This is a genomic window from Pseudoxanthomonas kaohsiungensis, assembly GCF_010211765.1.
Taxonomy (GTDB): Bacteria; Pseudomonadota; Gammaproteobacteria; order Xanthomonadales; family Xanthomonadaceae; genus Pseudoxanthomonas; species Pseudoxanthomonas kaohsiungensis.
Window position 1 is genome coordinate 146,404 of the sequence record NZ_PDWO01000002.1, and the last position, 24,708, is coordinate 171,111.

The window sequence follows — 24,708 nt, forward strand, 5'->3', positions numbered from 1 at the left end:
GCCGGCGCCTACGCGCTCACGCCGCCTGCAGGCTGCGCCCTACAACGAGTAGGGCACCCGGAAGCCGAGGGTGAAGTCAGGCGCGTCCGGCGTCAGGCCGATGCCGAGGAGGCCGACCATGGTGGCGTGGTCGCTCAGCGCGTAGGTCACGCCCAGGTTGAACAGGGCCGAGTTCGCGTCGCTGCCGATGACCTTGTTCCAGGGCTGGCCGTCGTAGCGCATCCGCGCACGGGCGCTGAGCCGGTTGCTCAGTGACATGCTGAAGCTGGTCCGCTCGTTGAAGGCGAACGCCACGCCCGCGCCGAAGTAGAACGAATCGCCCAGCTTCACGTCGCCCGGATTGACCGTGTCCGGATTGTTGTCGATGTCGTCGAAGCTGGCCTCGAACGAGTAGGTATAGCCGATGTTGCCGTACAGGATCGCCGGGTCGCTGGTCTTGACCGCGGAGACGCCGACGCTGGCCTGCCATGCGCCATTGCCGGTGGGCTGTTCGTCGGGGACGGCGAAGCGGATGAAATCGTCGTCGTCGCGCTCGAGCACCGTCCACGGGATTCCGTAGGGCTCCTGGCCGGTCGGCGCGGTGATGCCGACGTTGAGCACGGTTTCCGGACGGCCGTTGTTCTCCGGCAGCATCAGGTAGTTGCCGCTGACGGTGATGTCGCCCAGGCCGCTGCCGGTGGTTTCCTCCTGCGCGATCGCTGCCGCCGCGCCGCCGGCACCGCCCTTCTGGTAGACGGTCTTGCGCCAGAGGTAGGGCGCATCCAGGTTGAGGGTCAGCTTCGGCGTCACGCCCCAGCGCGCGGCGAAGTTGTAGTTCATGGTGTCCGACTCGACGTTCTCGATGGCGATGTTGCCGAGGAAGATCGCGTCCAGGGCGAGGAAGCCATTGAGGGTGAGCTGCTTGCGGTCGTAGCGGTTGTAGGTGAGGCCGTTCTCGATCACCAGGCGCTGGTTGAACAGGGTCCGGGTCGCCTGCTTCACATCGGCGACGCTGCGCGGCAACTCCTTGCGCGCGGCCTCCGCTTCGGCGGCGGTGCTGGCATAGCCGGCCTGCGACGGTGGCGGCGGTTCGGCGGCGGCGGCGGCCGCGGGTGCCGGGGCGGCCACGATCGGCGCGGCAACGGTCGCGGTGCCCACCGCACCCGGGGTGGCGGCCGGAACCTTGCCGGCCAGGCGCGCCTGCAGGGCCTGCACCTGCATGTCCAGCTCGCGCAACCGGCGCACTTCCTGCGCGTAGGCGGCCTTCAGTTCGGCGAGGTCTTCGGTCAGCTGGCGCAGCTCGGCTTCGTCGGCCGGTGTGCTGGCCGCCTGCGCGCACGCAGGGGGTACGAAGGACGCGGTGGCCAGGGCCGAGACCACGGCCAGGCGCAATGCAGTGGAAGGTCCCGCCGTAGTCTTCCTGCTCACCCTTGTCTCTCCTTGTCGGGCTGCCGCCTCAGTAACCGATCGCGATGCCCCGGCTGAGGGCGATCGCCTGCGCCACGTTCTGGCCCAGTATGGTGCGTCCCTGCGAGGTGCTGCGGACCACCTCCAGCTCCATCCAGTTGCTGGCCTGCTGTCCGTCCGCGGCCAGCTGGATGGTCTGGCCCATGCCGCTGCGGCTGATCCACTGCTCGACCGCGCCTTGCCCATCGATCTGCAGCAGGATGCGGGCCGCATTGTTTTCCAGCTGGGCGACGGCGTTCATGCCGTTGACCGATGTGCTGGCGACCATCGACTGCGCGGCGGCCGGAGCCGACGAGGCCGCCGTCGCCGAGGCTGTGCCCGCCGACGGGGACGGTTCGTCGCGGATGGTGATCCTGGCCGTGTTGTGGGCGAGGTTGCCGTCGCCGGCGACCTGCACGCTCTGGGTCACGCCGGTCACGTTGGCCAGGCCGGCGTTGTCGATCTCGCGCTGGCCCGAGGGCGTCGGTGCGGGCGCATCGACGGCGGTGATGCTCACATGCGGCTGGAAGGTCACCACGGGCTTGTCGCCCTGCCGGGCGTCCATGGTCACGGTCATGGTGCTGGTCAGCTGCTGGCCGGTCTGGGTCTGCCAGGTCGACACCATGGTGACGCCGAACCAGGCCACGGTGTTGCTGCTGACCGTGTAGCGGCCGCGCATGTCGCCCATTTCCTCGTCGGTCAGTTCGGTCAGTCCGCTGGCGGCCGGCGCGTTCGTGGCCTGCGCTTCCTGCACCTGCGCCCAGGCAGGCAACGCGGCCGGTGCGGTCGCCAGTCCTACGGCGATGCAGAGGGTGCGTTTTCCGTTCATGGTCGTGTCCTTTCAGAACAGGTCGGCATGGGTGAAGCCGAAGTCGAGCAGCTCGGCGTCCGTGATCGGTCCCTGCCGCGCGTACAGCGCCCGCGCACTGGGCTTGGTGCTGGGCTGCAACAAAACCGTGTTTCGATCGAAGTCGGAGCCGATAACGACGAAAACCGCGCGGGAGGGCCACGCGGCCAGGAACTCGGGCAGGGGAACGACCCGGTTGCCCAGGATCGGATCGCCGATTTCGACCATTTCGCCGGAGACCTGCTTCAGCACGACGAAATGACGGAAGCCGTTCACGTCCATCAGCACCAGGCCGGGCACGCGCAGACTGCGCAGCCGCGCTTCGTCGACGCGGTAACCGCGCCCGCGCATGCCCAGCGACTCGACGTAACGCTTGATGTCGAGCAGGGAGAATCCGCGCTCCTTGACCACCTCGGCGTCGGCCAGCGACAGCATGCCCTCGATGACCGTGGTCTCGTTCGCATCCAGGTGGTAGGCGTAGCGCAGGATGGTCGCCAGTGCCGCGGCGCCGCAGCTGTAGTCGGTCTGCTGGCGCACGAGGTTGCTGAAGCGTGCCTCGCGCATGCTGACCACCGGCGCATGGTAGAGCGCGCCATTGGGCAGGACGCCGGTGAAGGCCACGTCCGCGGCCTGAAGCGGACGCGGTGAAGCGGCGCACAGCAACAGCATCAGCAGCATCAGGCTCGATCGCGGGAAGCGAGGCATGGAGGCATGTCCCTGTTGCGGCGCTTGCGGGAATGGGCCGCCGTGGGAGTGGAAGCCCCGTCCCGCGGGGGAGGCGGGACGGGGCGTTCCGTGAGTTCCCGGCCACGGCGGATGGCCGGGAGTCACTCTTTCATCCCTTGCGGGACATGGTTTCGTCGTTACCGATCAACCACCACCACCCGTGCCGCCGCCACCGCCACCGGTGGACGGCTGCGCCACGGCCATCGACAGGCTGTTGGCCTGCTGGTTGCCGGTGCCGGCCGACACGTTCACGCCGATGTTGCCGGACGCGCCCGAGAAGGCGCTGCCGGACAGCGTCGCGCTGTTGGTCGCGGCGGCTACGGTTTCGACGGTCGGGACCGCGAGTACGCCGGACAGCGACGCGCTCAACTGGTCCGGCCCCAGCTCGCCGAAGCTGATGGTGCCACTTTCGTCCGTATCGAAGGCGATGCCACCGACGCCGTCGGCGTACGGATTGTCGACCGCGTTCTGGATGTCGCCGTCCATGTCGAGGTGGCCGGTCGAATCCCCGTTCGGATGATCGAGCTCGCCATCCCAGCTATCCAGGTAGAAGTTGTCCTTCTGGTAGGCGCTTCCCCTTCCCGCATAGGTCACCCGGCCGAGGCTGCCGGTGATGTCACCCTGCAGGTTGATTGCGACTTCCCTGGTGCCTTCCTGGGTCAGCGGCGCATTGGAGACCGTATTGCCCTCGGAGATCTGGTTCGAGCTGACGCTCGCCTGGGCATAGGCACTGGTGGCGACCGAGGCTGCCAGCGCGTTCTTCTGGGCATTGTTGTTGCCGGACGTCACATTGACGCCGATGTTGCCGCTGGCGCCCCCGAACGCGTTGCCGCCAACGCTGGCGTCGTTGGCCACGCCCACGTTCACGGTCTGGTTGCCCGTGCCCTTCTGGTTGACGAACACTTCCGCATCGGCCAGGCCGAAGGAGAAGCTGGCATCGGCGGCCGAGAGTGCAGCCGCATTGTCCTGCACGTTGTTGTCGCCGGCAGCGGCGTTGAACTGCAGGTTTCCGGAGGCACCCGACGCGGCGTCTTCATCGATCGAGGCGTCATTGGTCAGCTGGGTGTTGACCCCGACGTTGCCGGACACCGACTGGCGGTTGTCGATCACGGCGATCGCAGCCGAGTCGATGTCGATGTTGCCGCTGAGGGTGGGTTCGCCGCTGAAGGAGATGTCGGACGACAGCGAGAGGTCCTTCTCGAGGGTCACCGAGGTGTTGTGTTCCTCGCGATCGATGTTGGAATCGACATTGACCTGCTCGTCATGGGTGATGACGGTCTGGTCGTAGGTGAGCGATTCGTTGAGCTCCTGGTTGACCGTCAGGTTGGCTTCCTGGTTGACCGTCGTATTGAACTCTTCGTTGATCGCGGTATTCCATTCGAAGGTGTCGCTGTAATCGGTGCTGTAGTTCTCGGTATTGGTCACGTCCGAGGTGTAGTTGTCGGTGTAGCTGGTGCTGCTGGTAGCGTCGTTGGTCGTGGTGTTCGTGGTGGTGTTGGTGGTGGTATCGGTGTTCGTCGTGGTGTTGGTTTCGTAGTTGCGCGTGTCGTCGATGGTGACGTCCTCGTCCCAGACGATGATGGTTTCAGTGGTCTCGGCATGAGCCACGGACGCAGTCGCCGCCGCCACTGCCATGGCAAGCACGGTCCACTTCAGATTCCTTTTCATGGTGTCCTCTCTCTCTTGCTCTTTGGTTGGTTGGATTACCGCCTCACGGGCCGGGCGGGAGCGACAACGTCAGGACGTTGCCGGTCTCGTTGGCCGAACCCGCGATCTGATTGAGCTGGAAAACGCCTTCGAACCCACGCAGCGCGGTGGCTTCCACTGCCACCTTGCGACTGGCGGTCCTCCCCGCCGGGTTGAAGGCGGTTTGCCGCTCCGCCGACGCGGCAACGCCACTGGACAGCTGGCTGTCCGGCGTTTCGCGTATGCCCTGTTGCGCCAGCACCATCGCCACCGCGTTGTGTTCCGCGTTGCCGCTGCCGCTGGCCTGGTTGATCGATGCGATGCCGCTGGCGCCCGCCAGCGCCGAGCCGCCGATGGTCGCGCTGGCGGCCACTGGCACGTCGTAGACGTCGTCGCTGCGTGCCTGGGAGGTACTCACCTGCACCATGGCCGCGCCGTCGCCGATGGCGATCGCGCGCAGGTTGGACTGCTGGTTGAGGTCGCCGGCCGCCATGTTCACGCCGATGGCGCCGCTGCTGCCGGCCAGCGCGCGATCCGCGATCCGGGTCTGCGCCAGGTAGCCGAGCATGTCGGCGTAGTCATCGGCGGCACGCGCAGGGCCGGCTGCGAGCCAGGCGGCGCAGGCCAGCGCCAGCAGTGGCTGCCAGATGCCCCGTGCGGGGCGAGGGACGGCGACCGGCCTGCTCACGGACCGGTTCCCTGGTTGCCACCCAGCGGGAACTGGGACAGTGCGCCGGTGACGGTCGAGCCGATGCCGCGGGTGGCGCCGGTCACCGCACCCGTCGCGCCGCCGACGCTGCGGCTGAAGCCGCTGCCTGAGAAGACGCTGCTGTCGCCCGTCAGCCGACCCATCGATCCCTGCAGCGCCTGGCTGGTCATCTGCTCGGGCATGGTGACGCCGCCACGCGCGTCCAGTTGGCCCGACGCCATGCCGGCGATCTCGTCGTCCGACATCTCCCCGGTGCCCAAGGCATGGTCGATCTCCCGGTTCGGGGTCGGATCGACGATCAGGGCGATACTGGGCGGCGCCTCGCGATAGGCGTGGCGGGCGTTGACGTCCCGCAACAGCACCATCTCGCCGCGCTCCGGATGCACGCCGACGTGGGCATCGGCGGCGCGTACGGCGGCCGGAGCCGCCAGCAAGGCGAACAAGGGCAGGCAGACAAGGCGTCGTGACATGGATGCAGTCCCCGCGTATAGGCGGAGACAACAGCGCACGTCCCGTGCCAAGCCCTTTTTGTTTTATTTATCAGTCGCTTGCGTTCTAACGCGAGGTTGCGCCCGTCCCGCTGTGTTACATCCGTGAAGCGGCGCGGACATGTGTTCCGGCCGCCAGAGCCCGCCACTACGGCCTCCGCCATGCTGTTTCAGGAGTGATACACCCCGTGCGGCGGGTTTACAGTCGGCTCAGAACAGCTCGCGCTGGGCAGGCGCGGCCAGTGGCGGGACGAACCGGCTGCAGTCCAGCGCCGCCAGGGACTGTGCGGGATAGCCGGCACGGCGACGGGCGAGCGCGAAACGCCGCTCGAGCAGGTCGGCATAGGGGCCGCGGCCGCGCATGCGCGCGCCGAACCCGGACTCGTAGTCCCGCCCCCCGCGCATCTGGCGCACGGCCGCCATGACCCGCGCGGCGCGTTCCGGCATGTGCGCCTCGAGCCAATCGCGGAACAGCGGGGCGACCTCGTGCGGCAGGCGCAGGAGCACGTAGCCGGCGCTTGCGGCGCCGGCGCCGCGCGCCGCCTCCAGCACCGCCTCCAGCTCGTGGTCGTTGACCCAGGGGATCGCCGGGGCGAACAGCACGCCGACCGGGACGCCGGCATCGTGCAGCCTCCGCATCGCCCGGAGCCGGGCATGCGGCGCCGCCGCGCGCGGCTCCAGGCGCGCCGACAGCTGCGGATCGAGCGTGGTCACGGAGAAGTACACGTGCACCAGCCCCAGCGCCGCCAGGGGCTGCAGCAGGTCGAGGTCGCGTTCGACCAGGGCATTCTTGGTGACGAGGCTGAAGGGGTGGCGGCACTCGAGCATGACCTCGACCAGCCGGCGGGTCAGCTCCAGGCGGCGTTCGACCGGCTGGTAGGCATCGGTGTTGATCCCGAGCGCGATCGGGCTGGGGCGGTAGCCGGGCCGGGCGAACTCGCGCCGCAACAGTTCCGGGGCGTTGGTCTTGGCGAAGATCTTCGTCTCGAAGTCCAGCCCGGGAGACAGGTTGAGGTACGCATGCGACGGCCGGGCGAAGCAGTAACTGCACCCGTGCTCGCAGCCGCGGTAGGGGTTCACCGACTGGGAGAAGCCGACGTCCGGCGAGCGGTTGCGGGTGACGATGCTGCGGGCGCTCTCCTCGTGGACCTCGGTCCTGGGCCGCGACGGGTCCGGGCCCGCCTCCGGCTCCGCCAGCGGCGCCCAGCCGTCATCGGCCGCCTCGACGGTGGTCGTTTCGAATCGCCCTGGCAGGTACTGCCGCGAGCCGCGGCCCTTGATCGTGTCGGCCATGGTCCAAGGCTACGCCCGCGGCGTCGCGCCAGGCGCGATGGCGGTCGCGCACTGGGGCGACGTTCATCACCGGGCCTGCGCCGCGCGCTCGCCTAGAATCCGCCCATGACCTATTTCGAAACGGCCTGGGCCTGGCTTGGCGAGCTGCCCGCCCTGGGGCTCTACCTCCTCCTCGCCTGGCTGGCATACGTGCTCGGCCTGAGCCTTTGGATCATCCTGCAGAAGCGGGAGCCGGTGGCCACGCTCAGCTGGGTGATGTCGCTGGCATTGCTGCCCTATGTCGGCTTCCTGATCTACTTCCTGCTCGGCCCGCAGAAGATCCAGCGCCAGCGGCTGCGCCGCGGGCGGTCGCGTTCGGGCCTGGAGCAGTTCTCCACGCCCAATGGCGACAAGCCCGAATGCCTGGAACTGGCGCGGCTGGGCCAGGCCACCACGGGCCTTCCGCCTTCCAGCGCCACTTCCGCGCAGTGGCTGGTCGATGGACACGCGAAGTACGAGGCGCTGTTGTCGGCCATCGCCGATGCCCGCCACCACGTGCACCTGGAGTACTACATCTGGGCACCGGACAAGACCGGCTTGCGCCTGCGCGACGCGCTCGTGGACCGCGCCCGCGAAGGGATCCAGGTGCGCTTGCTGCTCGACGCGGTCGGTGCCGGCGGCATGCGCCGGCGCCACCTGCGGCCGTTGCTGGACGCCGGCGCGGAGATCGGCTGGTTCCATCCGACGAAGTTCAGGCCGTTTACGCGGCCGTGGCTCAACCTGCGCAGCCACCGCAAGATCGTCGTGGTCGACGGCCGGGTGGGCTTCGTCGGCGGGATCAACGTCACCGACGAGGAGAACGAGGCATTGCGGACCGATGCGTTCCGCGACCTGCACCTGCGCCTGGAGGGCCAGGTGGTGCGCAGCCTGCAGCTGGTGTTCGTGGAAGACTGGGTCTATGCCGCCGGCTGCGACCCGCGCGCATTCGGCGAGGCCGAATACTGGCCGCAGCTGGAGGACGGCACGATCGGCGCGCAGGTCCTCGTGTCCGGCCCGGATTCGTCATGGGAGGCGATCCACCGCCTGAAAGTGGCGGCGATCCACGAGGCCAGGCGGCGGGTCTGGCTGGTCACGCCCTACTTCGTGCCGGGCGAGGCGGCGCGCATGGCGCTGACCTCGGCAGCGCTGGGCGGCCTGGACACGCGCCTGCTGGTGCCGCGCCGGAGCGACTCCCGCCTGGCCACGCTCGCAGCGAGGTCGTACTTCGACGAGCTGCTCAAGGCGGGCGTGAAGGTCTACGAGTACGGGCCTCGGATGCTCCACACCAAGGCCCTGCTCGTCGACGAAGACCTGTGCATCGTCGGCAGCGCGAACTTCGACCACCGCAGCTTCAGGCTCAACTTCGAGATCTCGGCGATGTTGCGCGACCAGGACAGCTGCCAGGCGCTGGAGCGGCTGCTCGGGGGCGAGTTCGACCAGGCGGAGCGGGTCCGCGTCGACCGGCCGATGGGCCTGTGGCGGCACCGCCTGCCGGAAGCGTTCGCCCGCCTGCTCTCGCCATTGCTGTAGCGGCACGACGGGCGGATCGCGGCGACGGACGCGCGGGTGGCAGGGGCGCCCGCCGAAGCGGCATCATGACCGCGCCCGGCGGCATCTGCGCCGCCAGGCCATCTTCCGGGGAGGTCCGCGATGCACTGGTTCTACCTGCTCCTGTCCTTTGGCGCGCTGCTGCTGGCGATCACCACCGTGCACGGCTGGCTCCTCCTGCTGTCGTTGCTGGCGGCGCTGGGATTCTTCCTCGCCTGGATCCGCGGCTGGTATCTCGACCGGATCGGCGGGCGCCAGCAGAACGAGCTGGCGATGATCGACCCGGCCGAGCTGCGCCGGCTGCGCGAGCTGGCGGAGGCGCGCAAGCGCGAGGCCGCCCCCGCGAGCGCGCCGCCGCAGGGGCCGGCACCGCCAGCCGCATGAGCACGCACCTCAGCGTCAACGTCAACAAGGTCGCCGTGCTGCGCAACTCGCGCGGCGGCCGCGAGCCTGACGTACTGGCGGCCGCGCTCGCCTGCCTCGAGGCCGGCGCCCAGGGCATCACCGTCCACCCGCGCCCCGACCGCCGGCATATCGTGGCCGAGGACCTGCCGCCGCTGGCCGCGCTGGTGCGACGGTTCGGCGTGGAACTGAACATCGAAGGCAATCCGTTTGCGCCACCGCGTCCCGGCTATCCCGGCCTGCTCGCGCTGTGCGAGCAGGTTCGCCCCGCGCAGGTGACCCTGGTGCCGGACAGCGACGGCCAGCTGACATCCGACCATGGCTTCACCTTCGACGGCGACAACGCGGCGCTGGCGTCCCAGGTGGCTGCGTTCAAGGCACTGGGCTGCCGGCTGAGCCTGTTCGTCGATGCGGGCGTCGCCGGCCTGGAGAAGGCTGCCGCGCTCGGCGCGGACCGCATCGAGATCTATACCGGGCCGTTCGCCGAGGCCTTCGCCGCAGGCGATGCAGCCAGCGAGCTGGCGTTGTGCGCCGATACGGCGCGGCGCGCGCGGGTCGCCGGACTGGGCGTCAATGCCGGGCATGACCTGTCGCAGGCGAACCTCGGCGCGTTCCTGGCCCAGGTGCCGGGCGTTCTGGAGGTCTCGATCGGCCACGCACTGATCGGCGAAGCCCTCTACGACGGCCTGGATGCTACCGTCCGCGCCTACCTGGCCATCGCGGCAGGCGCCGACCCGGCCTGACGCCACGTCGCTCGCGGCGGCCAAGGCCGCAAAAGAAAACGCCGCCCGGAGGCGGCGTTTCACGGCGCTGGGTCCCCGGTCGCCGCCGCTGCAGGGGCGGCTTCCGTGGACGTCACCGTCTACTACGGCTGGACGAAGTTGATCTTCTTCATGTCCGCGTTCTTGGCCGAAGCGAGCACCCGCGCCATGACCTCGTACTCCGAGTCGGCGCTGGCGTCGATGCGCAGCTCCGGCTGGTTGGTCGGGTCGCGCTGCACTTCGGTCTCCATCATCTGCGGCAGCGCGGTCACCGAGACCGGGCTGTTGTTCCAGAAGATCTGGTTGGACGCGTCGATGCGCAGCTCGATCGGCGGCGGCGGCTCCTTCGTGACCGGCGGCGGGTTGATCACCCGCTGCGGGAGGGCCACGTCGATCGGGTAGGTCATGATCGGCGCGGTCACGATGAAGATGATCAACAGCACCAGCATCACGTCCACGAGGGGCGTGACGTTGATGTCGGCCATGGGGCCCTTGCCGGAACCGGAACTGAAAGCCATGGCTTACTGACCCTTCTCTTTGGTGGCGACGAAGCCGATGTCCAGCATGCCGTTGCGCTGCGCGATCTGGGTGATGTCGTTGATCGTGCGCATCTTCGTGGTCTTGTCACCACGAAGGTTCAACTTGGGCTGGGGCACCTGCTGCGCGCTGCTGGACAGGCGCGACTCGAGGATCTCGCGCGAGATCTCCTCGTCGTTCCAGAACAGCGAGCCATCCTCCTTCACCGAGATGGTGATGGGCATGACCCGCGGTTCGTCCTCGTCCTTGGCGACGACGTCCGTTTCCGGCAGCTCGATCTTCACTTTGTGCTGCATCAGCGGCGCGGTGATGATGAAGATGATGAGCAGCACCAGCATCACGTCCACGAGGGGCGTGACGTTGATGTCGGCCATCGGGCCGCCGCTGTTGTCAGAACTGAAGGCCATGCGGGCTCTCCGTTACGTGCCTGGATCGTTCTTCGGGTACCGGCTCAGCGAACGCGCGAGCCGGTGGCGAAGAAGTCGTGCAGATCGTGGGCGAACGAATCGAACTTGGCGATCGTCGAGCTGTTGATCTTGCTGAAGAAGTTGTAGGCGAACACGGCCGGGATCGCGACGAACAGGCCGATCGCGGTCATGATCAGCGCTTCACCCACCGGGCCGGCGACGGCGTCGATCGAGGCGGAGCCGGTGGCACCGATCTTGATCAGCGCGCCGTAGATGCCCCACACGGTACCCAGCAGGCCCACGAAGGGAGCGGTCGCGCCGACGGTCGCCAGCAGCACCATGCCCGACTGCAGCCTGGAGCTTTCGCGGGTCACGGCCTGGCGCAGGGCGCGATCGACGAACTCCGAGCGGGTCAGGGTCTCGCCGAGGCCGGCACCGGTGCCTTCCGAACGCTGGTGGTGGGCGGCGGCCTGGGCGGCGTCCAGGGCGATCTTGGAGAACGGCTCGCTGCGCGGCTGCTCTTCCATCACGCGGATGGCTTCCTGGGCGTTCGGGGCGTCCCAGAACGCGTTGACGACGCGGTCCGCGTACGACTTCAGGCGGGTGTTCTTGATGGCGTTGAAGATGGTCCAGTACCAGGACGCGGCCGACATGAAGACCAGCGTCAGCAGCACGATCCAGGAAACGGCGAATTCGCCCGGATTGGCGATCATCTCGGACAGAAGGTGGTCGAAGCCCATCTGCGTGAGGGCCGATGCGTTGCCCCCGGCGGCGGCGGCGATGAAGAGTTCCTGCAGCATGACGCTTACCTTTGGTTTGATTGGTGGAGAAGGAAGGCGGAAACGCTAGGCCCGGTTGCCGTGGCGGCGGACACCGCCACGGAGTGCGGACATCAACCCAGGGTGAAGTTCACCGGGACCCGGACGCGACCGGCCGCCTTCTGGCCGTTCACAGTAGCGGGATTGAAACGCCATTTGCGGGCGGCCTCCATGGCGGCGCGGTCCAGGTCGCGGTTGCGGCTGGACTTTTCGACCGACACGTTGGTGACCGTACCGTCGGCCGCCACGTCGATAACCAGAACCACCTCGCCCTCGATGCCGGCGCGCGCGGCGGCCGGCGGGTAGCGCGGGGGGTTCATGTTCTTGGAGGAGATGTCGACGCTGGCCGAGATGTCGGCGACCGGCGCCGGCGGCGCGGGCGGCGACGGCTCCTGGTAGACGTCGGTCGGACGCGGCTCGGCCACATCGATCGGCGGGGCTTCAGGCGGCGGCGGCACCGGCGAGGGCTTCGGCGGCGACAGCTCCTTGATCGGCGGCGGCGGCTTGTCCTGGGGCGGCGGCGGCGGCGGCGGCGGCGGCGGCGGCGCGTCGACCAGGGTGACGAGGACGTTGCGCTCCTTCTCCACTTCGGCCTTCGGCGCGACGGCGGGGATCAGCAGCAGCATGAGCGCGGCAGCGTGCAGCGCGATGACGAACGCAATACCGATGATTCGCGGCCAGCTCAGGCCGCTTTCCTCGGGTTCATCGTAGTTCCTGTGGACAACCAGTTGTTCAGCCATGCGCCTAGTAACTCAGGTGTGGGGCCAGGCCGCCGGTGGGAATTTCCACCGGGCAGCCCAGATTCTCGCGGGTGACACCGCATGAACCGCCAAGCATATACCAATCCCGCGCCCCTGTGCCTAGGGCGCGGCGCTTTTCCGTGACGTCACTTCAAGTTGATGATTTTCCTGGCATCCTCGGGCTTCTTGACGCCCTTGGCCAAGGCCTGCTGGGCGGCCTGCTTGGCCTCGGGGACGCGGCCTTCCTGCCACAGGACCCGCGCCAGGTTGAGGTAGGTCTCACCGTCCTTCGACATCGGCGCGGCCTTCTGCCAGTTCTCGATCGCCTGCGGGATCTGCTCGCTGTAGTAGTACGACTGCGCCAGCGCCAGGTAGGTCTGGTGGTCCGGCTTCAGCACGCCCTTCTGCATGCCTTCGTTGATCACCGAGATGACGTCCTTCTCGCGACCGTCCATGTTGGCGTAGGTGATGTAGAGCTGGCGGTACTCGCGCTCGTCGCTGAGCTGGCCCGAGGCGCGCAGCTTCTCGAGCACGCCGGCGGCCTTGTCCATCTGGTCGGCCTGGGCATAAACCGTGGCCAGGTTCATCTGGGCCTTCTTGTCGGCCGGATTCTTCGCCGCCAGCTTCTCGGCCAGCGCGACCGCGTCGGCATTCTGGTTGGCTTCGGCGTAGGAGGCCATCAGCAGCTGGACCCAGCTGTCCTTCGGCTCGGGGCTGCTGTCGACGGCCTGCTTCAGCACCGGGATCGCCTCCTGGAAGCGCTCCATCTGGTACAGCGCCTGGCCCTTGAGCACCAGGTCGTCCGGCTTGGTCGACTTGGTTTCCGACAGGTAGCGGTCAAGCGTGGCCAGGCCCGCCTGGTACTCGTCGTCGGCCAGCTGCAGCTGCGCCAGCATCAGCATCGACTGGTAGTGGCCATTGTTCTCCAGGCCGTTGAACTGCAGCACCTGCTGCAGGTAGGCCTTGGCCGCGGCGGTGTCGTCGAGGTTGTACGCGGCCTGCGCGGCGAGCTGCGATGCCAGCGACTTGTCGTACTCGTTGGCGCCCTCCAGGGCGATCAGCTCGTCGGCGAGCGTGCGGGTCTGCGCGTAATCTTCCTCGTTGTACACGTCGATGAGCTTCTGCAGCGGCTTGCCCGCCTTCTTCGACGTCTTGGCTTCCGGTTGCTGCCGGGTCGCCTCCGGGTACAGCACTTCGGCCTTCTCGGACTTCTCGGACTTCTTGCTCGAGCGCGAGGATTGGGCCGATGCGTCGGCCACCACCATGCCACCGAGCGCGGCGCCGATGAAGATCGACAGGAGGACGTGCTTGCTGCGGAGTTTCATTGAATCACCTCGTGCGGAGCTCCGCCGGCAGGCGGGGCGGGAACCGGGTCGGCAACGCTAACAGAACCGGCTTTCTTACGGAATGCCACCAAAAGTGCGTTGTACCGCGGGTCAGGAACCGCACCGGGGCGTATGGCCGGCCTTGCGCGCGGCCTCGTAAACGGGCTGCAGCGAGGGCGTCCGCGCCTCCAGCGCCCGGATCCGGTTCTGTGGATCGGGATGCGTCGACAGCCATTCCGGCGAGCGGTTCGCCGATGCGGCCACCATGTTCTGCCACAGGTCTACGGCCTGGCCCGGATCGAAGCCGGCTTGCGCCATCAGCTGCTGGCCGATCTGGTCGGACTCGGTTTCCTGCGTGCGCGAGAACGGCAGCAGCAGGCCCATTTGCGCCAGCGTGCCGCCGCCCTGGGTGACCAGGTCCGAACCGGCCTGTCCGTAGCGGGCACCGGCCAGCGCGCCCAGCACCGCCAGGCCGGTCGAGGTGGCGCTCTGCCGGGATACGCGCTCGTTGGTGTGGCGCGCATAGACGTGGCCGATCTCATGGCCGATCACTGCCGCCAGCTGGTCCTGGTTCTTCGCCACCGTGAACATCCCGGTGTTCACGCCAACCTTGCCCCCCGGTAGCGCGAACGCGTTCGGACTGTCGTCGACGAATACCGCCGTTTCCCACTGCAGCTGGCGCCATTCGGGTGGCAGCTGCGCGACCAGGGCCTTGACCACGCATTGCACGTACGCGCTCTGCTGGCCCCCGGTCTGGGTCTTCTGCTTGCTCTTCATCTCGGCGAACGCCTGCGCGCCCATCTGGTTGAGCTGGCTGTCCGAATAGGCCATGTACTGCGTACGGCCGGTCGGCGACGTCGTGGTCGCGCATGCGGCCAGACCCGCCCCGAGCGCCACCGCCACTCCCAGATGCTTCCAGCGCATGTTCGACTCCCGCCCTGTTCACTTTCGCGTTCAGTGTCCGCGCTGGCGGCTTAACTTTTCGTCAAACCCGCGTCAGGCGAGCCCGTGCACGGCCAGGGCGATGCCGTTGTTCAGCGCGTGTGCAAGGAACGGCGCCCACAGCGATCCGGTGCGCCAGTAAAGCCAGGCGAAGGCCGCACCCATGCCGCCATAGATGAGCCAGAGCTGCACTACCGCCAGCGGCGGATTGGCGCTGATGCCAGGCACCTCGTGGACCAGCGCGAAGGCCACGCTGCTCACCAGTATGCCGAGCCACGGCCGGCCCGCGGCCAGGAACCGGCCGAAGAACACCCGCCGGAACAGCAGTTCCTCATAGGCCGGGGCCAGCAGCACCGCGAACAGGAAAAGGAAAACCGGCCATTGCCGGGAGGCTTCTTCGACCAGCGCCAGGTTGGTCGGTACCGGCGCGCTGCCTGCCTGTTCGCCGAGCCAGCCCAGCAACGAGCTGCCGAGGAACACCGCCACGCCCACGAGCACTGTCCACCCCCAGGTGGCGCGTTGCCGCAGTGCGGCATGGGCCAGCGCCCGCTCGGCCGCATCGGCGCGTCGGCGCCAGAAGTAGAGCACCAGCGCCGCGAACGAGGTCGCGCCCAGGGCAAAGAGCATCTGCGCCAGCGCACCGGGATGGCCGATGCCTGCCTGGATCGCGGCTGCATCGCGGCCGACTTCGCCTGCCACCGCCATCGCACGCCAGGCGGTCCAGATTGCGGCAGCGGCAAGAGTTCCACCAATCACCAGCACGACCGCGATCAGGGCATCGAAGGCGAACGCGCGCAGCAGCGGGAACACCGAAGCGGCCGGGACCGGCGGCCGTGCCTGCCGCGGCTCCCCGGCCATGTCCGTCGACGCGGGATCAGACGTCGAGATTGGCGACCTTCAGCGCGTTGGTTTCGATGAATTCGCGGCGCGGTTCCACCACATCGCCCATCAGGGTGCTGAAGATCTGGTCGGCGGCCACCGCATCCTCGATGCGCACGCGCAGCAGCCGGCGCGAATCCGGGTTCACCGTGGTATCCCACAACTGTTCCGGGTTCATTTCGCCCAGGCCTTTGAAGCGCTGGATCTGGCGGCCCTTCTTCGCTTCCTCCAGCAGCCAGGCCTGGGCCTGGGCGAAGCTGGTCACCGGTTGCGAGCGGCCACCACGCGAGACCTGCGCGCCTTCGCGCACCAGTCCGTGCAGCAGGGCCGCGGCGTCGCGCAGCGGGCGCAGCTCGCCGTGCTCGAAGATCGACAGCGGCAGCACCTGCTGCAGCTCCTCGCCCATGTGCCGGCGGGTGATCTGCAGCGCGGCCGGGCGCCCGGCCTGGCCATCATCCTGGGCGGGAACGGCCGGAAGCAGCCTGAGCGCGAAGCGCGGCGTGCCGAGGCTGCCCCGGTTGAGGCGCGCTTCCAGGGCATCCAGCTCATGGCGCTCGTCGGTGTTGCGCGCCAGGTGCTCGGCATCGAGCGGGGTGAAGTCGATCAGCGCTTCGAGCAGCAGTGGATCGAAGCGGTGCGCGTTGCGCGCGATCGCGTCGCGCGCGCCGGCGTAGGCCAGCAGCAGCTTTTCCAAGCCTTCGCCGGTGACCGGTGGCTCGCCTTCGGCTGGCACCAGGGAGGCGTTCTCGACCGCGTTGCTGGCGAGGTAGGTATCCAGCGCCGCATCATCCTTCAGGTACAACTCGGTCTTGCCCTGCTTGATCTTGTACAGCGGCGGCAGGCCGATGTAGACGTGGCCGCGCTCGATCAGTTCCGGCATCTGCCGGTAGAAGAAGGTGAGCAGCAGCGTGCGGATGTGGGAGCCGTCCACGTCCGCGTCGGTCATGATGATGATGCGGTGGTAGCGCAGCTTGTCGGGGTTGTACTCGTCCTTGCCGATGCCGGTGCCCAGCGCGGTGATCAGCGTGCCGACCTCGGCGGAGGACAGCATGCGGTCGAAGCGCGCACGCTCCACGTTGAGGATCTTGCCGCGCAGCGGCAGCACCGCCTGGTTCTTGCGGTTGCGCCCCTGCTTGGCCGAACCGCCCGCCGAGTCGCCCTCGACGATGAACAGTTCCGACAGCGCCGGATCCTTCTCCTGGCAGTCGGCCAGCTTGCCGGGTAGGCCGGCGATGTCCAGGGCGCCCTTGCGGCGGGTCAGCTCGCGCGCCTTGCGCGCGGCTTCGCGCGCACGGGCCGCATCCACCACCTTGGCCGCGATGGCGCGGGCCTCGTTCGGGTTCTCCTGGAGGAACTCCTCCAAACGTGCGCCGAACGCGCCTTCAACTGCGGGTTTCACCTCCGAACTGACCAGTTTTTCCTTGGTCTGGCTGGAGAAACTGGGGTCGGGCACCTTGACCGACAGGACCGCGATCATGCCTTCGCGCATGTCGTCGCCGGACAGGTTGATCTTGGCCTGCTTGGCGATCCCGTTCTGCTCGATGTAGTTGCTGAGCGTGCGGGTCAGGGCCGCACGGAAACCTGCCAGGTGGGTGCCACCATCCTTCTGCGGGATGTTGTTGGTGAAACAGAACATCGTTTCCTGGTACGCGTCGGTCCACTGCAGGGCGACATCGACCACGATGCCGTGGTGCTCGCCGGTCACCGAGATCACGTTCGGATGCAGCGGCGTCTTCAGCTGGGCCAGGTGCTCGACGAAGCTGCGGATCCCGCCTTCGTACTGGAAGACGTCCTGGCGGCCTTCGCCGCGCTCGTCGATCAGGGTGATCTTGACGCCCGAATTGAGGAACGACAGCTCACGCAGGCGCCGCGCGAGGATGTCGTAGTGGAACTCGGTGTCGGTGAAGATGTCGGCCGCCGGCTTGAAGCGCAGCATGGTGCCGCGGCGGGTCGAAGCCTCGAGCTGCTTGAGCGGATATTTCGGCTCGCCCAGCGAGTATTCCTGCTGCCAGTGGAAGCCATCGCGCCAGATGTCCAGCCACAGGTGCTCGGACAGCGCGTTGACCACCGATACGCCGACGCCGTGCAGGCCGCCGGAGACCTTGTAGCTGTTGTCGTCGAACTTGCCGCCGGCATGCAGCACGGTGAGGATCACCTCGGCCGCCGAGACGCCCTCTTCCTTGTGCGTGTCGACCGGGATGCCACGTCCGTTGTCGGATACCGCGACCGACCCGTCTTCCAGGATGCGGACGATGATGTCGTCGGCATGCCCCGCCAGGGCTTCGTCGACCGAGTTGTCGACGACTTCGAAGACCATGTGGTGCAGGCCGGTGCCGTCGTGCACATCGCCGATGTACATGCCCGGACGCTTGCGCACCGCTTCCAGGCCGCGCAGGACCGTGATCTTGCTGGAGTCGTAGGAGTCGTTGCCGGGGGTGGAACTCGGGGTGTGCTCGCTCATGCCTTCGCCGCAATCGGGGCCGGGCCGCGGCCTGTTGGCTGCGGACACCTTAGCTATAGGGTTGACGGGCGATTATACCCCACCGTGGCCATCTCCCCGACCCACCTACTGCGCCTGGCGGGTGATGCGCCCCTGTTCCACGTGGAACACGCTTGCCCCGGCGCTTCGGTCCGCCAAGGCCTCGGTGGACTCGGTTGCGGTGATGAACAACTGCAGCCCGGGGCGTCCGCACAGGTACTCCAGCACCCGCGCCTGGTGCAGGCGATCCAGCTCGGAGGGCAGGTCATCCAGCGCGATGACCGGCCACTGTCCCCGGCGCGCCGCATAGTCGCCGGCCTGGGCAAGCAGCACCACCAGCGCCGCGAGTTTGGTCTGGCCGCGCGACAGCGCCTCCCTGCCCGGCAATCCCGGCAACGCCAGGCTCCAGTCCGCCCGATGGGGCCCCACGCCGGTGTGCCCACTGAGCCGGTCCCGCTCCCGCGCCAGCAACAACGCATCCGCCAGCGAAAGGTCCTGGCGGCGCCAACCGGGGTGGAAATCCAGCCCCCCTAGCTCCAAGCCATGGGCGAGTCGAGCGCCCAGCTCGCGTACGGGGGCGACGAGCTCGCTGAGATAGCGTTCGCGAAATGCCGTCAGCCCCTCACCGGCATCCGCCAGCTCATGGTCCCACGCATCCAGCTGGCCGGTACTGCCCCCCGCCTTCAGCAGCGCGTTGCGCTGCTTCAGCGCGCGGGCGTAGCGCCGCCATAGCGGGAGGAAGTCGGGTTCCACGTGGAACAACCCCCAATCGAGGAAGCGGCGCCGGTTCTCGGCGCCACCCGCGATCAGCGCATGACTCCCCGGTTCGAAGGTGACTACGGCCAGCGCCGCGCACAACTGCCCCAGATGGGCGACGTCCTGCCCGTCCAGGCGGCCCGTCCAGTCCTGCCCGCTGTGGCGCAGCCCTGCTCGCCTGCGCAACTCTCCAGGGCCCCCGGCCTCTTCCCACTCGACGAACACCTCGAGTGCCTGGGCGTGCTCGCGGACCAGCCCGTCACGGACCCGGCCACGGAAGCTGCGGCCGTAAGCCATCAGGTGCAGGGCTTCCAGGACACTGGTCTTGCCGGCCCCGTTGGGACCCAGCAGCAGGTTCAGGCCCGGGCCCGGCGCGATCTCCACGCTATCGAAACGACGGAAATCGCCCACGGCCAGCCGGGTCACGTGCATGGATGGCGCCTCAAAGCACGACGCCCGGGGCGAGCCGGGCGTCGTGCGCGTTCCACGTGGAACATGTCCAGACGTCGACCTGGAATCACAGCCGCAGCGGCATCACCACATGCCGGCACTTGCTGCTGCTGGCCTCGCGGACCAGGGCCGAGGAGTTGGCGTCGCGCAGGGCGATGATGATGTTCTCCTCGCGCAGGGCGCTCAGGGCGTCCAGCAGGTAGTTCACGTTGAAGCCGATTGCCAGGTTGTCGACGCGGGTGTCGGCTTCGATCTCTTCCTGGGCTTCTTCCTGTTCGGGATTGTGGGCGCTGATCTTCAGTTGGCCGGGCGATACCTCGACACGCACGCCCCGGTACTTCTCGTTGGAAAGGATCGCTGCACGCTGGAGGGCGGCCCGCAGGACCTCGCGGTCCAGCTTGACCTCCTTCTCCGCGCCGATCGGGATGACTGCCTCGTAGTCCGGGAAGCGGCCGTCGATGAGCTTGGAGGTAAAGGTGACATCGTCCCGCTTGACCCGTACGTGGCTGCGGCCCAGCTCGAGCTCGAGCGCGCGATCCCCGCCTTCCAGCAGTCGCTGCAATTCGGTGACGCCCTTGCGCGGGACGATGATCTGGCGCTTGGCCGCCACCGTCTGCTCCAGCGGCGCTTCGCACAGTGCCAGCCGGTGTCCGTCGGTGGCGACACAGCGAAGCGTCTGGTCGCGCAGGTCGAACAGCAGGCCGTTGAGGTAGTAGCGCACGTCCTGCTGGGCCATGGCGAACGCGGTGCGCTCGATCAGCTCCTTCAGGCCTGCTTCCGGCACGCCGATGCGCTCGGTCGCTTCAACCTCGTCGACCGACGGGAAGTCGTTGGCAGGCAGCGTAGCCAGGGTGAAGCGGCTGCGCCCGGCCTGCACCGTGACCTTGTCGCCGGACTGGCTCACGGTAACCCGGCTGCCGTCGGGCAGCGCACGCACGATTTCGAACAGCTTGCGTGCCGGGATCGTGGTTTCGCCATCCTGGGCGTCATCTACCGCTGCCCGCGCGACCATTTCCACTTCCAGGTCGGTGCCGGTCAGCGACAGCTGGCCACCCTGCACCTGGACCAGGAAGTTGGCCAGCACCGGCAGGGTCTGGCGGCGTTCGACGACATTGACGACCTGGGCCAGGGGTTTGAGAAAGGCTTCGCGTTGCAGAGTGAAACGCATGGGAATCCGTGCCTCTACGCTTTAAAGGAATGTGGAATAAATCTAAAAGCGGTGGTACTGGAGTAGCTCCGGAGCTGTGGAAAACACCACTAAGCCATTGAAACAAAACAGATACTTGGCGGTACAAAGGGTGCGGACAAGGTGCCGTGCGCTGGCGGGACAAGCTGTGGATGGATTTCGGCGCCCGATTCTGTCCCCTGCTTATCCCCAGCCCGCCCCCGTGCTTTCCACTGGAAGTTCTTCCCGCAGCAGAATCTACCGCACCTGACCGCTGCGCTCACTCGCTGAGCTTGCGGATCAGCTTGTCCCAGTCCTCGCGCAGCTTGCCGTCGGTCTCCATGAGATTGCGGATCTGGCGGCAGGCATGCAGCACGGTGGTGTGGTCGCGGCCGGCGAACGCATCGCCGATCTCCGGCAGGCTGTGCTCGGTCAGCTCCTTGGTCAGGGCCATGGCCATCTGGCGCGGGCGCGCCAGCGAGCGGGTGCGGCGCTTGGACAGCAGGTCCTTGACCTGGAGGCCGTAGTAGTCGGCTACCGTCTTCTGGATGTTGGGGATGCCAATCGCCTGCTGCTGGGCGCGCAGCAGGTCGCGCAGGGTTTCCTGGGCGAACTCGATGCTGATCGTGCGGCCGGTGAAGTTCGCGCGCGCGGCCAGCGTGTTGAGCGCCCCTTCCAGGTCGCGCACGTTGCTGCGCATCTTCTTGGCCAGCAGGAACGCGACCTCGTCCGGGATGTGCGCGCCGCGCTCCTGGGCCTTGGCCAGCACGATCGCGGCGCGGGTCTCGAAGTCCGGCGGATCGATCGCCACCGACAGCCCCCAGGCCAGGCGCGACTTCAGCCGCGGCTCCAGTCCGTCCACTTCGCGCGGATAGCGGTCGCAGGTCATGATGATCTGCTGGCGGCTGTCGAACAGCGCATTGAAGGTGTGGAAGAACTCTTCCTGGGTGCGGTCCTTGCCGGCGAAGAACTGGATGTCGTCGATCAGCAGCGCGTCGATCTGCTGGAACTGGCGCTTGAACTGGTCGGCGGTCTTTTCCTGCAGCGCCCGGAAGAACGCGTTGTAGAACTGCTCCGAGCGCAGGTACAGCACGCGTGCGCCCGGGTTGGCCGCGCGCATCGCGTTGCCGGCGGCGAACATCAGGTGGGTCTTGCCCAGGCCGGTGCCGCCGTACAGCAGCAGCGGGTTGTGTGCGCGGTCGCCCGGGCGCAGCGCGGCCTGCCATGCGGCGGCGCGGCCCAGCTGGTTGCTGCGGCCCTCTACGAAATTCTCGAAGGTGTAGTGCGTGTCCAGGTTGCCGTTGAACGGCTCGGCCGGGACGGTGCGCGGCTGCGCGCCCGGCGCGGAACCGCTCGCGCCCGGGCGGGCGGCAGGCACCGGCTCGACCGCCCGGGGCCGGGACCCGATCTCCAGGGCCACGTTGAGCCCGGCGAAATGCTGGGCGAGCTCCCGGATGCGCGCCAGGTAGCGGTCGCGGACCTGTTCGACTATGAAGGCGTTCGGCGCGTAGAGCACGACGCTGTCGGCGCGCTCCTCGGCCTGCAGGGGTTTGAGCCAGGTATGGACGTCCTCGGCCGGGAATTCGGCTTCGAGGCGTTCCAGACAACGGGGCCAGGCATCCATCGGAAAGGCAAAGCTCGTGGGGCGATCGCCGCGCCGCCATCGCGTCGCCGGACGACCGCAGGGGTCGGAGTGGGACTGGGCAGACTATCATCGGCCCCGGTGTTTCCCCAAGACTTATTCACAGGGCATCCACAGCGTCCAAGGCGGCCTGCGATGGCGCGGGTGCCCGGCGGGTTGACCCGACCGGCAGGCGCCCCGTAGAATTTCCGGTTCTTTCGATCCGAACAAGCCGAGTGCCGCCATGGCCACCAAGCGCACCTACCAGCCCAGCAACCTCAAGCGCAAGCGCGACCACGGGTTCCGTGCCCGCATGAAGACCGCCGACGGCCGCAAGATCCTGGCGCGTCGCCGCGCCAAGGGCCGCAAGCGCCTGACCGCCTGATCGCGCCGCGGTCCCTGCCCGGCATCGACGGGCATCAGCCGGGCCGCCGCGATCCGCAACACCTGATGACCTCCGACCCGCGCGCGCGATTCCCTCGCAGCGCGCGGGTTCGTTTGCGCGCGGAATACACCGCCGTGTTCGAGCAGGGCCGGCGTTCCGGCGACAGCCTGCTTGGACTGCACTGGGTACCCGGGCCGCAGCCCGCCCGCCTGGGCCTGGCGGTGTCGCGCAAGGTCGATCCCCGCGCGGTTGGCCGCAACCGGATCAAGCGCATCCTCCGCGAAGCGACCCGCCGGATGCGGCCGCAACTGGCCGGTGGCGACTATGTCGTGGTCGCGCGTCCGGCGGCCGGCCGGGCGGCGCGGGCGCAGATCCTCGAGGCCTACCTGACGCTGCTGCGCCGTGCCGGTGCATTGCCCCCCCCGGCCGCCGGCGGCACAATGCCCGCGGCCCTGTCGCCGAACACCCCCCGTCCCCCGACGCCCCCTTCCACGCCGGACTCCTGAGCCGGCCGAGCCCGCCTGCCCGATGAACCAGACCCGCGTATTCCTGATCCTTGCCTGGCTGATGGTGGCGATGCTGCTGTGGATGGAATGGGGCAAGGAACAGGCCGCGCCGCCGACCGAGGCCGCCACGACCACGTCCCTGCCGGCAGCCGGTCCGGACGCGGCCGCGATCCCCGCCGCCGTGCCCGCGGCGACCACGCCGTCCGCCGATCCGAGCGTGCCCGCCGCGTCCGTGCCGGCGGCCGCGTCCGTCCAGGCCCCCGTGTCGCCGTCGGCCGCCGCCGCCCGCGTCCATGTGCGCACCGATGTCCTGGACCTGGTCCTGGATGGCGGCAGCGTGCTGCAGGCGGACCTGCCCAAGTTCCCGCAGACCCGGCAGCCCGGCAGCGCCCCGGTCCGCCTGTTCGACACCGATCCCGCCCATCTCTATGCAGCCCAGGCCGGCTGGGTCAGCGCCAGCGGCGCGGCGCCCAACCACCAGTCCGGGTTCGTCCCGGCCGGACCCGAGCGCGACTTCGTCCTGGCCGACGGCCAGGAGCAGGTGGTGGTGCCGTTTGTCTGGCAGGGTCCGGACGGGGTCAGCATCCGTCGCACCTACACCCTCACCCGCGGCTCCTATGCGGTGGAAGTGCGCGACGAAGTGGTCAACCAGGGCAGCACGCCGTGGCAGGGCCAGATCTACCGCCAGCTGCTCCGCAAGCCGCCGCTGATCAAGCGCGGCTACACCCAGCCCGAATCCTTCAGCTTCACCGGTACGGCCTGGTACGACGGCGAATACAAGCGGCGCAAGTTCGACGAGGATTATCTTGACGGTGACAAGAAGGTTAATAAGCATGTAGCGCAAAGCTGGGTCGCGATGCTGCAGCACCACTTCTTCAGCGCTTGGGTTCCTGAAGGAGAGGAGCTGTCGACGATCTCACTGGGCGCACCGACCGGGGTTGCACTAGTGCGCGAATTGGGCGACGAAATACAGGTCGCACCAGGGGCCACCGCCACCACCCAGGCGCGCTTGTACGTCGGCCCGAAGTTGGTCTCGCAGATCAAGGCACAAGAGGTAAAGGGCCTTGAACGAGCTGTGGACTACAGCAGCAACATCATCCTTGCCACTCTAGGCGAGGGCCTGTTCTGGGTGCTGAGCCACCTGTATGGCCTGTTCGGCAACTGGGGCTGGGCGATCATCGGCCTGGTGGTGCTGGTCAAGGCGGTGCTCTATCCGCTGTCGGCGGCGCAGTACAAGAGCTTCGCCAAGATGCGCAAGTTCCAGCCGCGCATCCAGCAGCTCAAGGAGCGCTACGGCGACGACAAGCAGAAGTTCCAGACCGCGATGATGGAGCTTTACAAGAAGGAGAAGATCAACCCGATGGGCGGCTGCCTGCCGATCCTGGTGCAGATGCCGGTGTTCCTGGCGCTGTACTGGGTGCTGGTGGAGTCGGTGGAGCTGCGCCACGCGCCGTGGATCCTGTGGATCCAGGACCTGACCGCGCGCGACCCGTACTTCATCCTGCCGATCATCAACGTGGCGGTGATGTGGTTCACCCAGAAGCTGCAGCCTGCGCCGGGCATGGATCCGATGCAGCAGAAGATGATGCAGTTCATGCCGGTGGCGTTCGGCGTGATGATGGCCTTCTTCCCGGCCGGCCTGGTCCTGTACTGGGTCACCAACGGCGGCCTGGGCCTGCTGCAGCAGTGGTGGATGATGAAGCGCCACGGCGAGCCGGCAGCGAAGGCCACGCCGGCCAAGTGACCGCGGCGCCGGCCCGGTTTCCCGCAAAAACCCGCCTTACCGGCGGGTTTT

The 24,708-nt window shown here is 68.0% G+C and carries 24 protein-coding genes; 6 read left to right on the forward strand and 18 right to left on the reverse strand.

Annotated elements, in window-relative coordinates:
- Positions 1-39: 39 nt before the first annotated feature.
- The 7 genes from CSC66_RS03110 to CSC66_RS03140 form a co-directional block, all read right to left on the reverse strand.
- A complete protein-coding gene (locus tag CSC66_RS03110; protein ID WP_379655853.1) occupies positions 40-1,407 on the reverse strand; it encodes a transporter in 1,368 nt (455 codons plus the stop codon).
- A 28-nt stretch (positions 1,408-1,435) separates the two neighbouring features.
- On the reverse strand, positions 1,436-2,254 hold the full coding sequence (locus CSC66_RS03115) for a hypothetical protein (RefSeq protein WP_238394245.1): 819 nt from the start codon (positions 2,252-2,254) through the stop codon (positions 1,436-1,438).
- A 12-nt stretch (positions 2,255-2,266) separates the two neighbouring features.
- Complete coding sequence (locus CSC66_RS03120; RefSeq protein ID WP_162375926.1) at positions 2,267-2,977, reverse strand: C39 family peptidase; 711 nt, start codon at positions 2,975-2,977, stop codon at positions 2,267-2,269.
- 165 nt (positions 2,978-3,142) lie between these two features.
- Entirely contained in the window at positions 3,143-4,666 is a 1,524-nt protein-coding gene (locus CSC66_RS03125; protein ID WP_162375927.1) for an adhesin, read from the reverse strand.
- Positions 4,667-4,709: 43 nt separating this feature from the next.
- Positions 4,710-5,372: a hypothetical protein gene (locus tag CSC66_RS03130; RefSeq protein ID WP_338016011.1), complete on the reverse strand. Its 663-nt coding sequence runs from the start codon at positions 5,370-5,372 to the stop codon at positions 4,710-4,712.
- Complete coding sequence (locus tag CSC66_RS03135; RefSeq protein WP_162375928.1) at positions 5,369-5,863, reverse strand: hypothetical protein; 495 nt, start codon at positions 5,861-5,863, stop codon at positions 5,369-5,371. Before CSC66_RS03135 ends, CSC66_RS03130 begins: the two co-directional genes overlap by 4 nt.
- Positions 5,864-6,091: 228 nt before the next feature.
- Positions 6,092-7,174, reverse strand: coding sequence for a PA0069 family radical SAM protein (locus CSC66_RS03140; RefSeq protein ID WP_162375929.1), 1,083 nt, complete (start codon positions 7,172-7,174; stop codon positions 6,092-6,094).
- 105 nt (positions 7,175-7,279) lie between these two features.
- On the opposite strand from CSC66_RS03140, the gene cls reads away from it, so the two are divergent.
- From cls to CSC66_RS03155, 3 genes are all read left to right on the forward strand, one after another.
- Positions 7,280-8,722: a cardiolipin synthase gene (cls, locus tag CSC66_RS03145; protein WP_162375930.1), complete on the forward strand. Its 1,443-nt coding sequence runs from the start codon at positions 7,280-7,282 to the stop codon at positions 8,720-8,722.
- A 120-nt stretch (positions 8,723-8,842) separates the two neighbouring features.
- Complete coding sequence (locus tag CSC66_RS03150; RefSeq protein ID WP_162375931.1) at positions 8,843-9,124, forward strand: hypothetical protein; 282 nt, start codon at positions 8,843-8,845, stop codon at positions 9,122-9,124.
- A complete protein-coding gene (locus CSC66_RS03155) occupies positions 9,121-9,885 on the forward strand; it encodes a pyridoxine 5'-phosphate synthase (RefSeq protein WP_162375932.1) in 765 nt (254 codons plus the stop codon). The genes CSC66_RS03150 and CSC66_RS03155 overlap by 4 nt, the downstream gene beginning before the upstream one ends.
- 122 nt (positions 9,886-10,007) lie before the next feature.
- Here the strand turns inward: CSC66_RS03155 and CSC66_RS03160 are convergent, their stop codons facing one another.
- The 11 genes from CSC66_RS03160 to dnaA all read right to left on the reverse strand — a co-directional run bounded on the left by CSC66_RS03160 (position 10,008) and on the right by dnaA (position 22,025).
- Positions 10,008-10,421, reverse strand: coding sequence for an ExbD/TolR family protein (locus tag CSC66_RS03160; RefSeq protein WP_162375933.1), 414 nt, complete (start codon positions 10,419-10,421; stop codon positions 10,008-10,010).
- Positions 10,422-10,424: 3 nt separating this feature from the next.
- Positions 10,425-10,847 carry an ExbD/TolR family protein gene (locus CSC66_RS03165; RefSeq protein ID WP_162375934.1) on the reverse strand — a complete coding sequence of 141 codons (423 nt, stop codon included), beginning with the start codon at positions 10,845-10,847 and terminating at the stop codon, positions 10,425-10,427.
- A gap of 44 nt (positions 10,848-10,891) precedes the next feature.
- Complete coding sequence (gene exbB / locus CSC66_RS03170) at positions 10,892-11,647, reverse strand: TonB-system energizer ExbB (protein WP_162375935.1); 756 nt, start codon at positions 11,645-11,647, stop codon at positions 10,892-10,894.
- A gap of 92 nt (positions 11,648-11,739) precedes the next feature.
- Positions 11,740-12,405, reverse strand: a complete 666-nt coding sequence (locus tag CSC66_RS03175; RefSeq protein ID WP_162375936.1) for an energy transducer TonB — start codon at positions 12,403-12,405, stop codon at positions 11,740-11,742.
- 146 nt (positions 12,406-12,551) lie between these two features.
- The gene (locus CSC66_RS03180; RefSeq protein WP_162375937.1) at positions 12,552-13,730 is read right to left on the reverse strand and encodes a tetratricopeptide repeat protein; all 1,179 of its coding nucleotides are present in this window, start codon (positions 13,728-13,730) and stop codon (positions 12,552-12,554) included.
- A 111-nt stretch (positions 13,731-13,841) separates the two neighbouring features.
- Positions 13,842-14,654, reverse strand: coding sequence for a M48 family metallopeptidase (locus CSC66_RS03185; protein WP_162375938.1), 813 nt, complete (start codon positions 14,652-14,654; stop codon positions 13,842-13,844).
- 72 nt (positions 14,655-14,726) lie between these two features.
- Positions 14,727-15,530, reverse strand: a complete 804-nt coding sequence (locus tag CSC66_RS03190; protein ID WP_162375939.1) for a CPBP family intramembrane glutamic endopeptidase — start codon at positions 15,528-15,530, stop codon at positions 14,727-14,729.
- 16 nt (positions 15,531-15,546) lie between these two features.
- Positions 15,547-18,012, reverse strand: a complete 2,466-nt coding sequence (gyrB, locus tag CSC66_RS03195) for a DNA topoisomerase (ATP-hydrolyzing) subunit B (protein WP_162375940.1) — start codon at positions 18,010-18,012, stop codon at positions 15,547-15,549.
- Between the two features lie 105 nt (positions 18,013-18,117).
- Entirely contained in the window at positions 18,118-19,218 is a 1,101-nt protein-coding gene (gene recF, locus CSC66_RS03200; RefSeq protein WP_162375941.1) for a DNA replication/repair protein RecF, read from the reverse strand.
- An 85-nt stretch (positions 19,219-19,303) separates the two neighbouring features.
- A complete protein-coding gene (dnaN, locus tag CSC66_RS03205) occupies positions 19,304-20,404 on the reverse strand; it encodes a DNA polymerase III subunit beta (RefSeq protein WP_162375942.1) in 1,101 nt (366 codons plus the stop codon).
- A gap of 277 nt (positions 20,405-20,681) precedes the next feature.
- Positions 20,682-22,025, reverse strand: a complete 1,344-nt coding sequence (gene dnaA / locus CSC66_RS03210; RefSeq protein WP_162375943.1) for a chromosomal replication initiator protein DnaA — start codon at positions 22,023-22,025, stop codon at positions 20,682-20,684.
- A gap of 241 nt (positions 22,026-22,266) precedes the next feature.
- Between dnaA and rpmH the strand changes: the two genes are divergently transcribed.
- From rpmH to yidC, 3 genes are all read left to right on the forward strand, one after another.
- The gene (gene rpmH / locus CSC66_RS03215) at positions 22,267-22,407 is read left to right on the forward strand and encodes a 50S ribosomal protein L34 (RefSeq protein ID WP_013536759.1); all 141 of its coding nucleotides are present in this window, start codon (positions 22,267-22,269) and stop codon (positions 22,405-22,407) included.
- Positions 22,408-22,469: 62 nt separating this feature from the next.
- A complete protein-coding gene (rnpA, locus tag CSC66_RS03220) occupies positions 22,470-22,913 on the forward strand; it encodes a ribonuclease P protein component (RefSeq protein WP_162376161.1) in 444 nt (147 codons plus the stop codon).
- A 22-nt stretch (positions 22,914-22,935) separates the two neighbouring features.
- The gene (yidC, locus tag CSC66_RS03225; RefSeq protein WP_162375944.1) at positions 22,936-24,657 is read left to right on the forward strand and encodes a membrane protein insertase YidC; all 1,722 of its coding nucleotides are present in this window, start codon (positions 22,936-22,938) and stop codon (positions 24,655-24,657) included.
- Positions 24,658-24,708 lie beyond the last annotated feature (51 nt).

Excerpts from the sequence above, each read along its gene's own strand:
- CSC66_RS03140 (WP_162375929.1), bottom strand. The coding sequence starts at position 7,174 with ATGGCCGACACGATCAAGGGCCGCGGCTCGCGGCAGTACCTGCCAGGG.
- CSC66_RS03165 (WP_162375934.1), bottom strand. The coding sequence starts at position 10,847 with ATGGCCTTCAGTTCTGACAACAGCGGCGGCCCGATGGCCGACATCAAC.
- CSC66_RS03180 (WP_162375937.1), bottom strand. The coding sequence starts at position 13,730 with ATGAAACTCCGCAGCAAGCACGTCCTCCTGTCGATCTTCATCGGCGCC.
- rpmH (WP_013536759.1), top strand. The coding sequence starts at position 22,267 with ATGGCCACCAAGCGCACCTACCAGCCCAGCAACCTCAAGCGCAAGCGC.
- CSC66_RS03120 (WP_162375926.1), bottom strand. The coding sequence starts at position 2,977 with ATGCCTCGCTTCCCGCGATCGAGCCTGATGCTGCTGATGCTGTTGCTG.
- CSC66_RS03185 (WP_162375938.1), bottom strand. The coding sequence starts at position 14,654 with ATGCGCTGGAAGCATCTGGGAGTGGCGGTGGCGCTCGGGGCGGGTCTG.
- CSC66_RS03160 (WP_162375933.1), bottom strand. The coding sequence starts at position 10,421 with ATGGCTTTCAGTTCCGGTTCCGGCAAGGGCCCCATGGCCGACATCAAC.
- gyrB (WP_162375940.1), bottom strand. The coding sequence starts at position 18,012 with ATGAGCGAGCACACCCCGAGTTCCACCCCCGGCAACGACTCCTACGAC.
- cls (WP_162375930.1), top strand. The coding sequence starts at position 7,280 with ATGACCTATTTCGAAACGGCCTGGGCCTGGCTTGGCGAGCTGCCCGCC.
- CSC66_RS03135 (WP_162375928.1), bottom strand. The coding sequence starts at position 5,863 with ATGTCACGACGCCTTGTCTGCCTGCCCTTGTTCGCCTTGCTGGCGGCT.
- dnaN (WP_162375942.1), bottom strand. The coding sequence starts at position 20,404 with ATGCGTTTCACTCTGCAACGCGAAGCCTTTCTCAAACCCCTGGCCCAG.
- CSC66_RS03115 (WP_238394245.1), bottom strand. The coding sequence starts at position 2,254 with ATGAACGGAAAACGCACCCTCTGCATCGCCGTAGGACTGGCGACCGCA.
- CSC66_RS03190 (WP_162375939.1), bottom strand. The coding sequence starts at position 15,530 with ATGGCCGGGGAGCCGCGGCAGGCACGGCCGCCGGTCCCGGCCGCTTCG.
- CSC66_RS03125 (WP_162375927.1), bottom strand. The coding sequence starts at position 4,666 with ATGAAAAGGAATCTGAAGTGGACCGTGCTTGCCATGGCAGTGGCGGCG.
- CSC66_RS03150 (WP_162375931.1), top strand. The coding sequence starts at position 8,843 with ATGCACTGGTTCTACCTGCTCCTGTCCTTTGGCGCGCTGCTGCTGGCG.
- CSC66_RS03175 (WP_162375936.1), bottom strand. The coding sequence starts at position 12,405 with ATGGCTGAACAACTGGTTGTCCACAGGAACTACGATGAACCCGAGGAA.
- recF (WP_162375941.1), bottom strand. The coding sequence starts at position 19,218 with ATGCACGTGACCCGGCTGGCCGTGGGCGATTTCCGTCGTTTCGATAGC.
- dnaA (WP_162375943.1), bottom strand. The coding sequence starts at position 22,025 with ATGGATGCCTGGCCCCGTTGTCTGGAACGCCTCGAAGCCGAATTCCCG.
- yidC (WP_162375944.1), top strand. The coding sequence starts at position 22,936 with ATGAACCAGACCCGCGTATTCCTGATCCTTGCCTGGCTGATGGTGGCG.
- CSC66_RS03155 (WP_162375932.1), top strand. The coding sequence starts at position 9,121 with ATGAGCACGCACCTCAGCGTCAACGTCAACAAGGTCGCCGTGCTGCGC.
- exbB (WP_162375935.1), bottom strand. The coding sequence starts at position 11,647 with ATGCTGCAGGAACTCTTCATCGCCGCCGCCGCCGGGGGCAACGCATCG.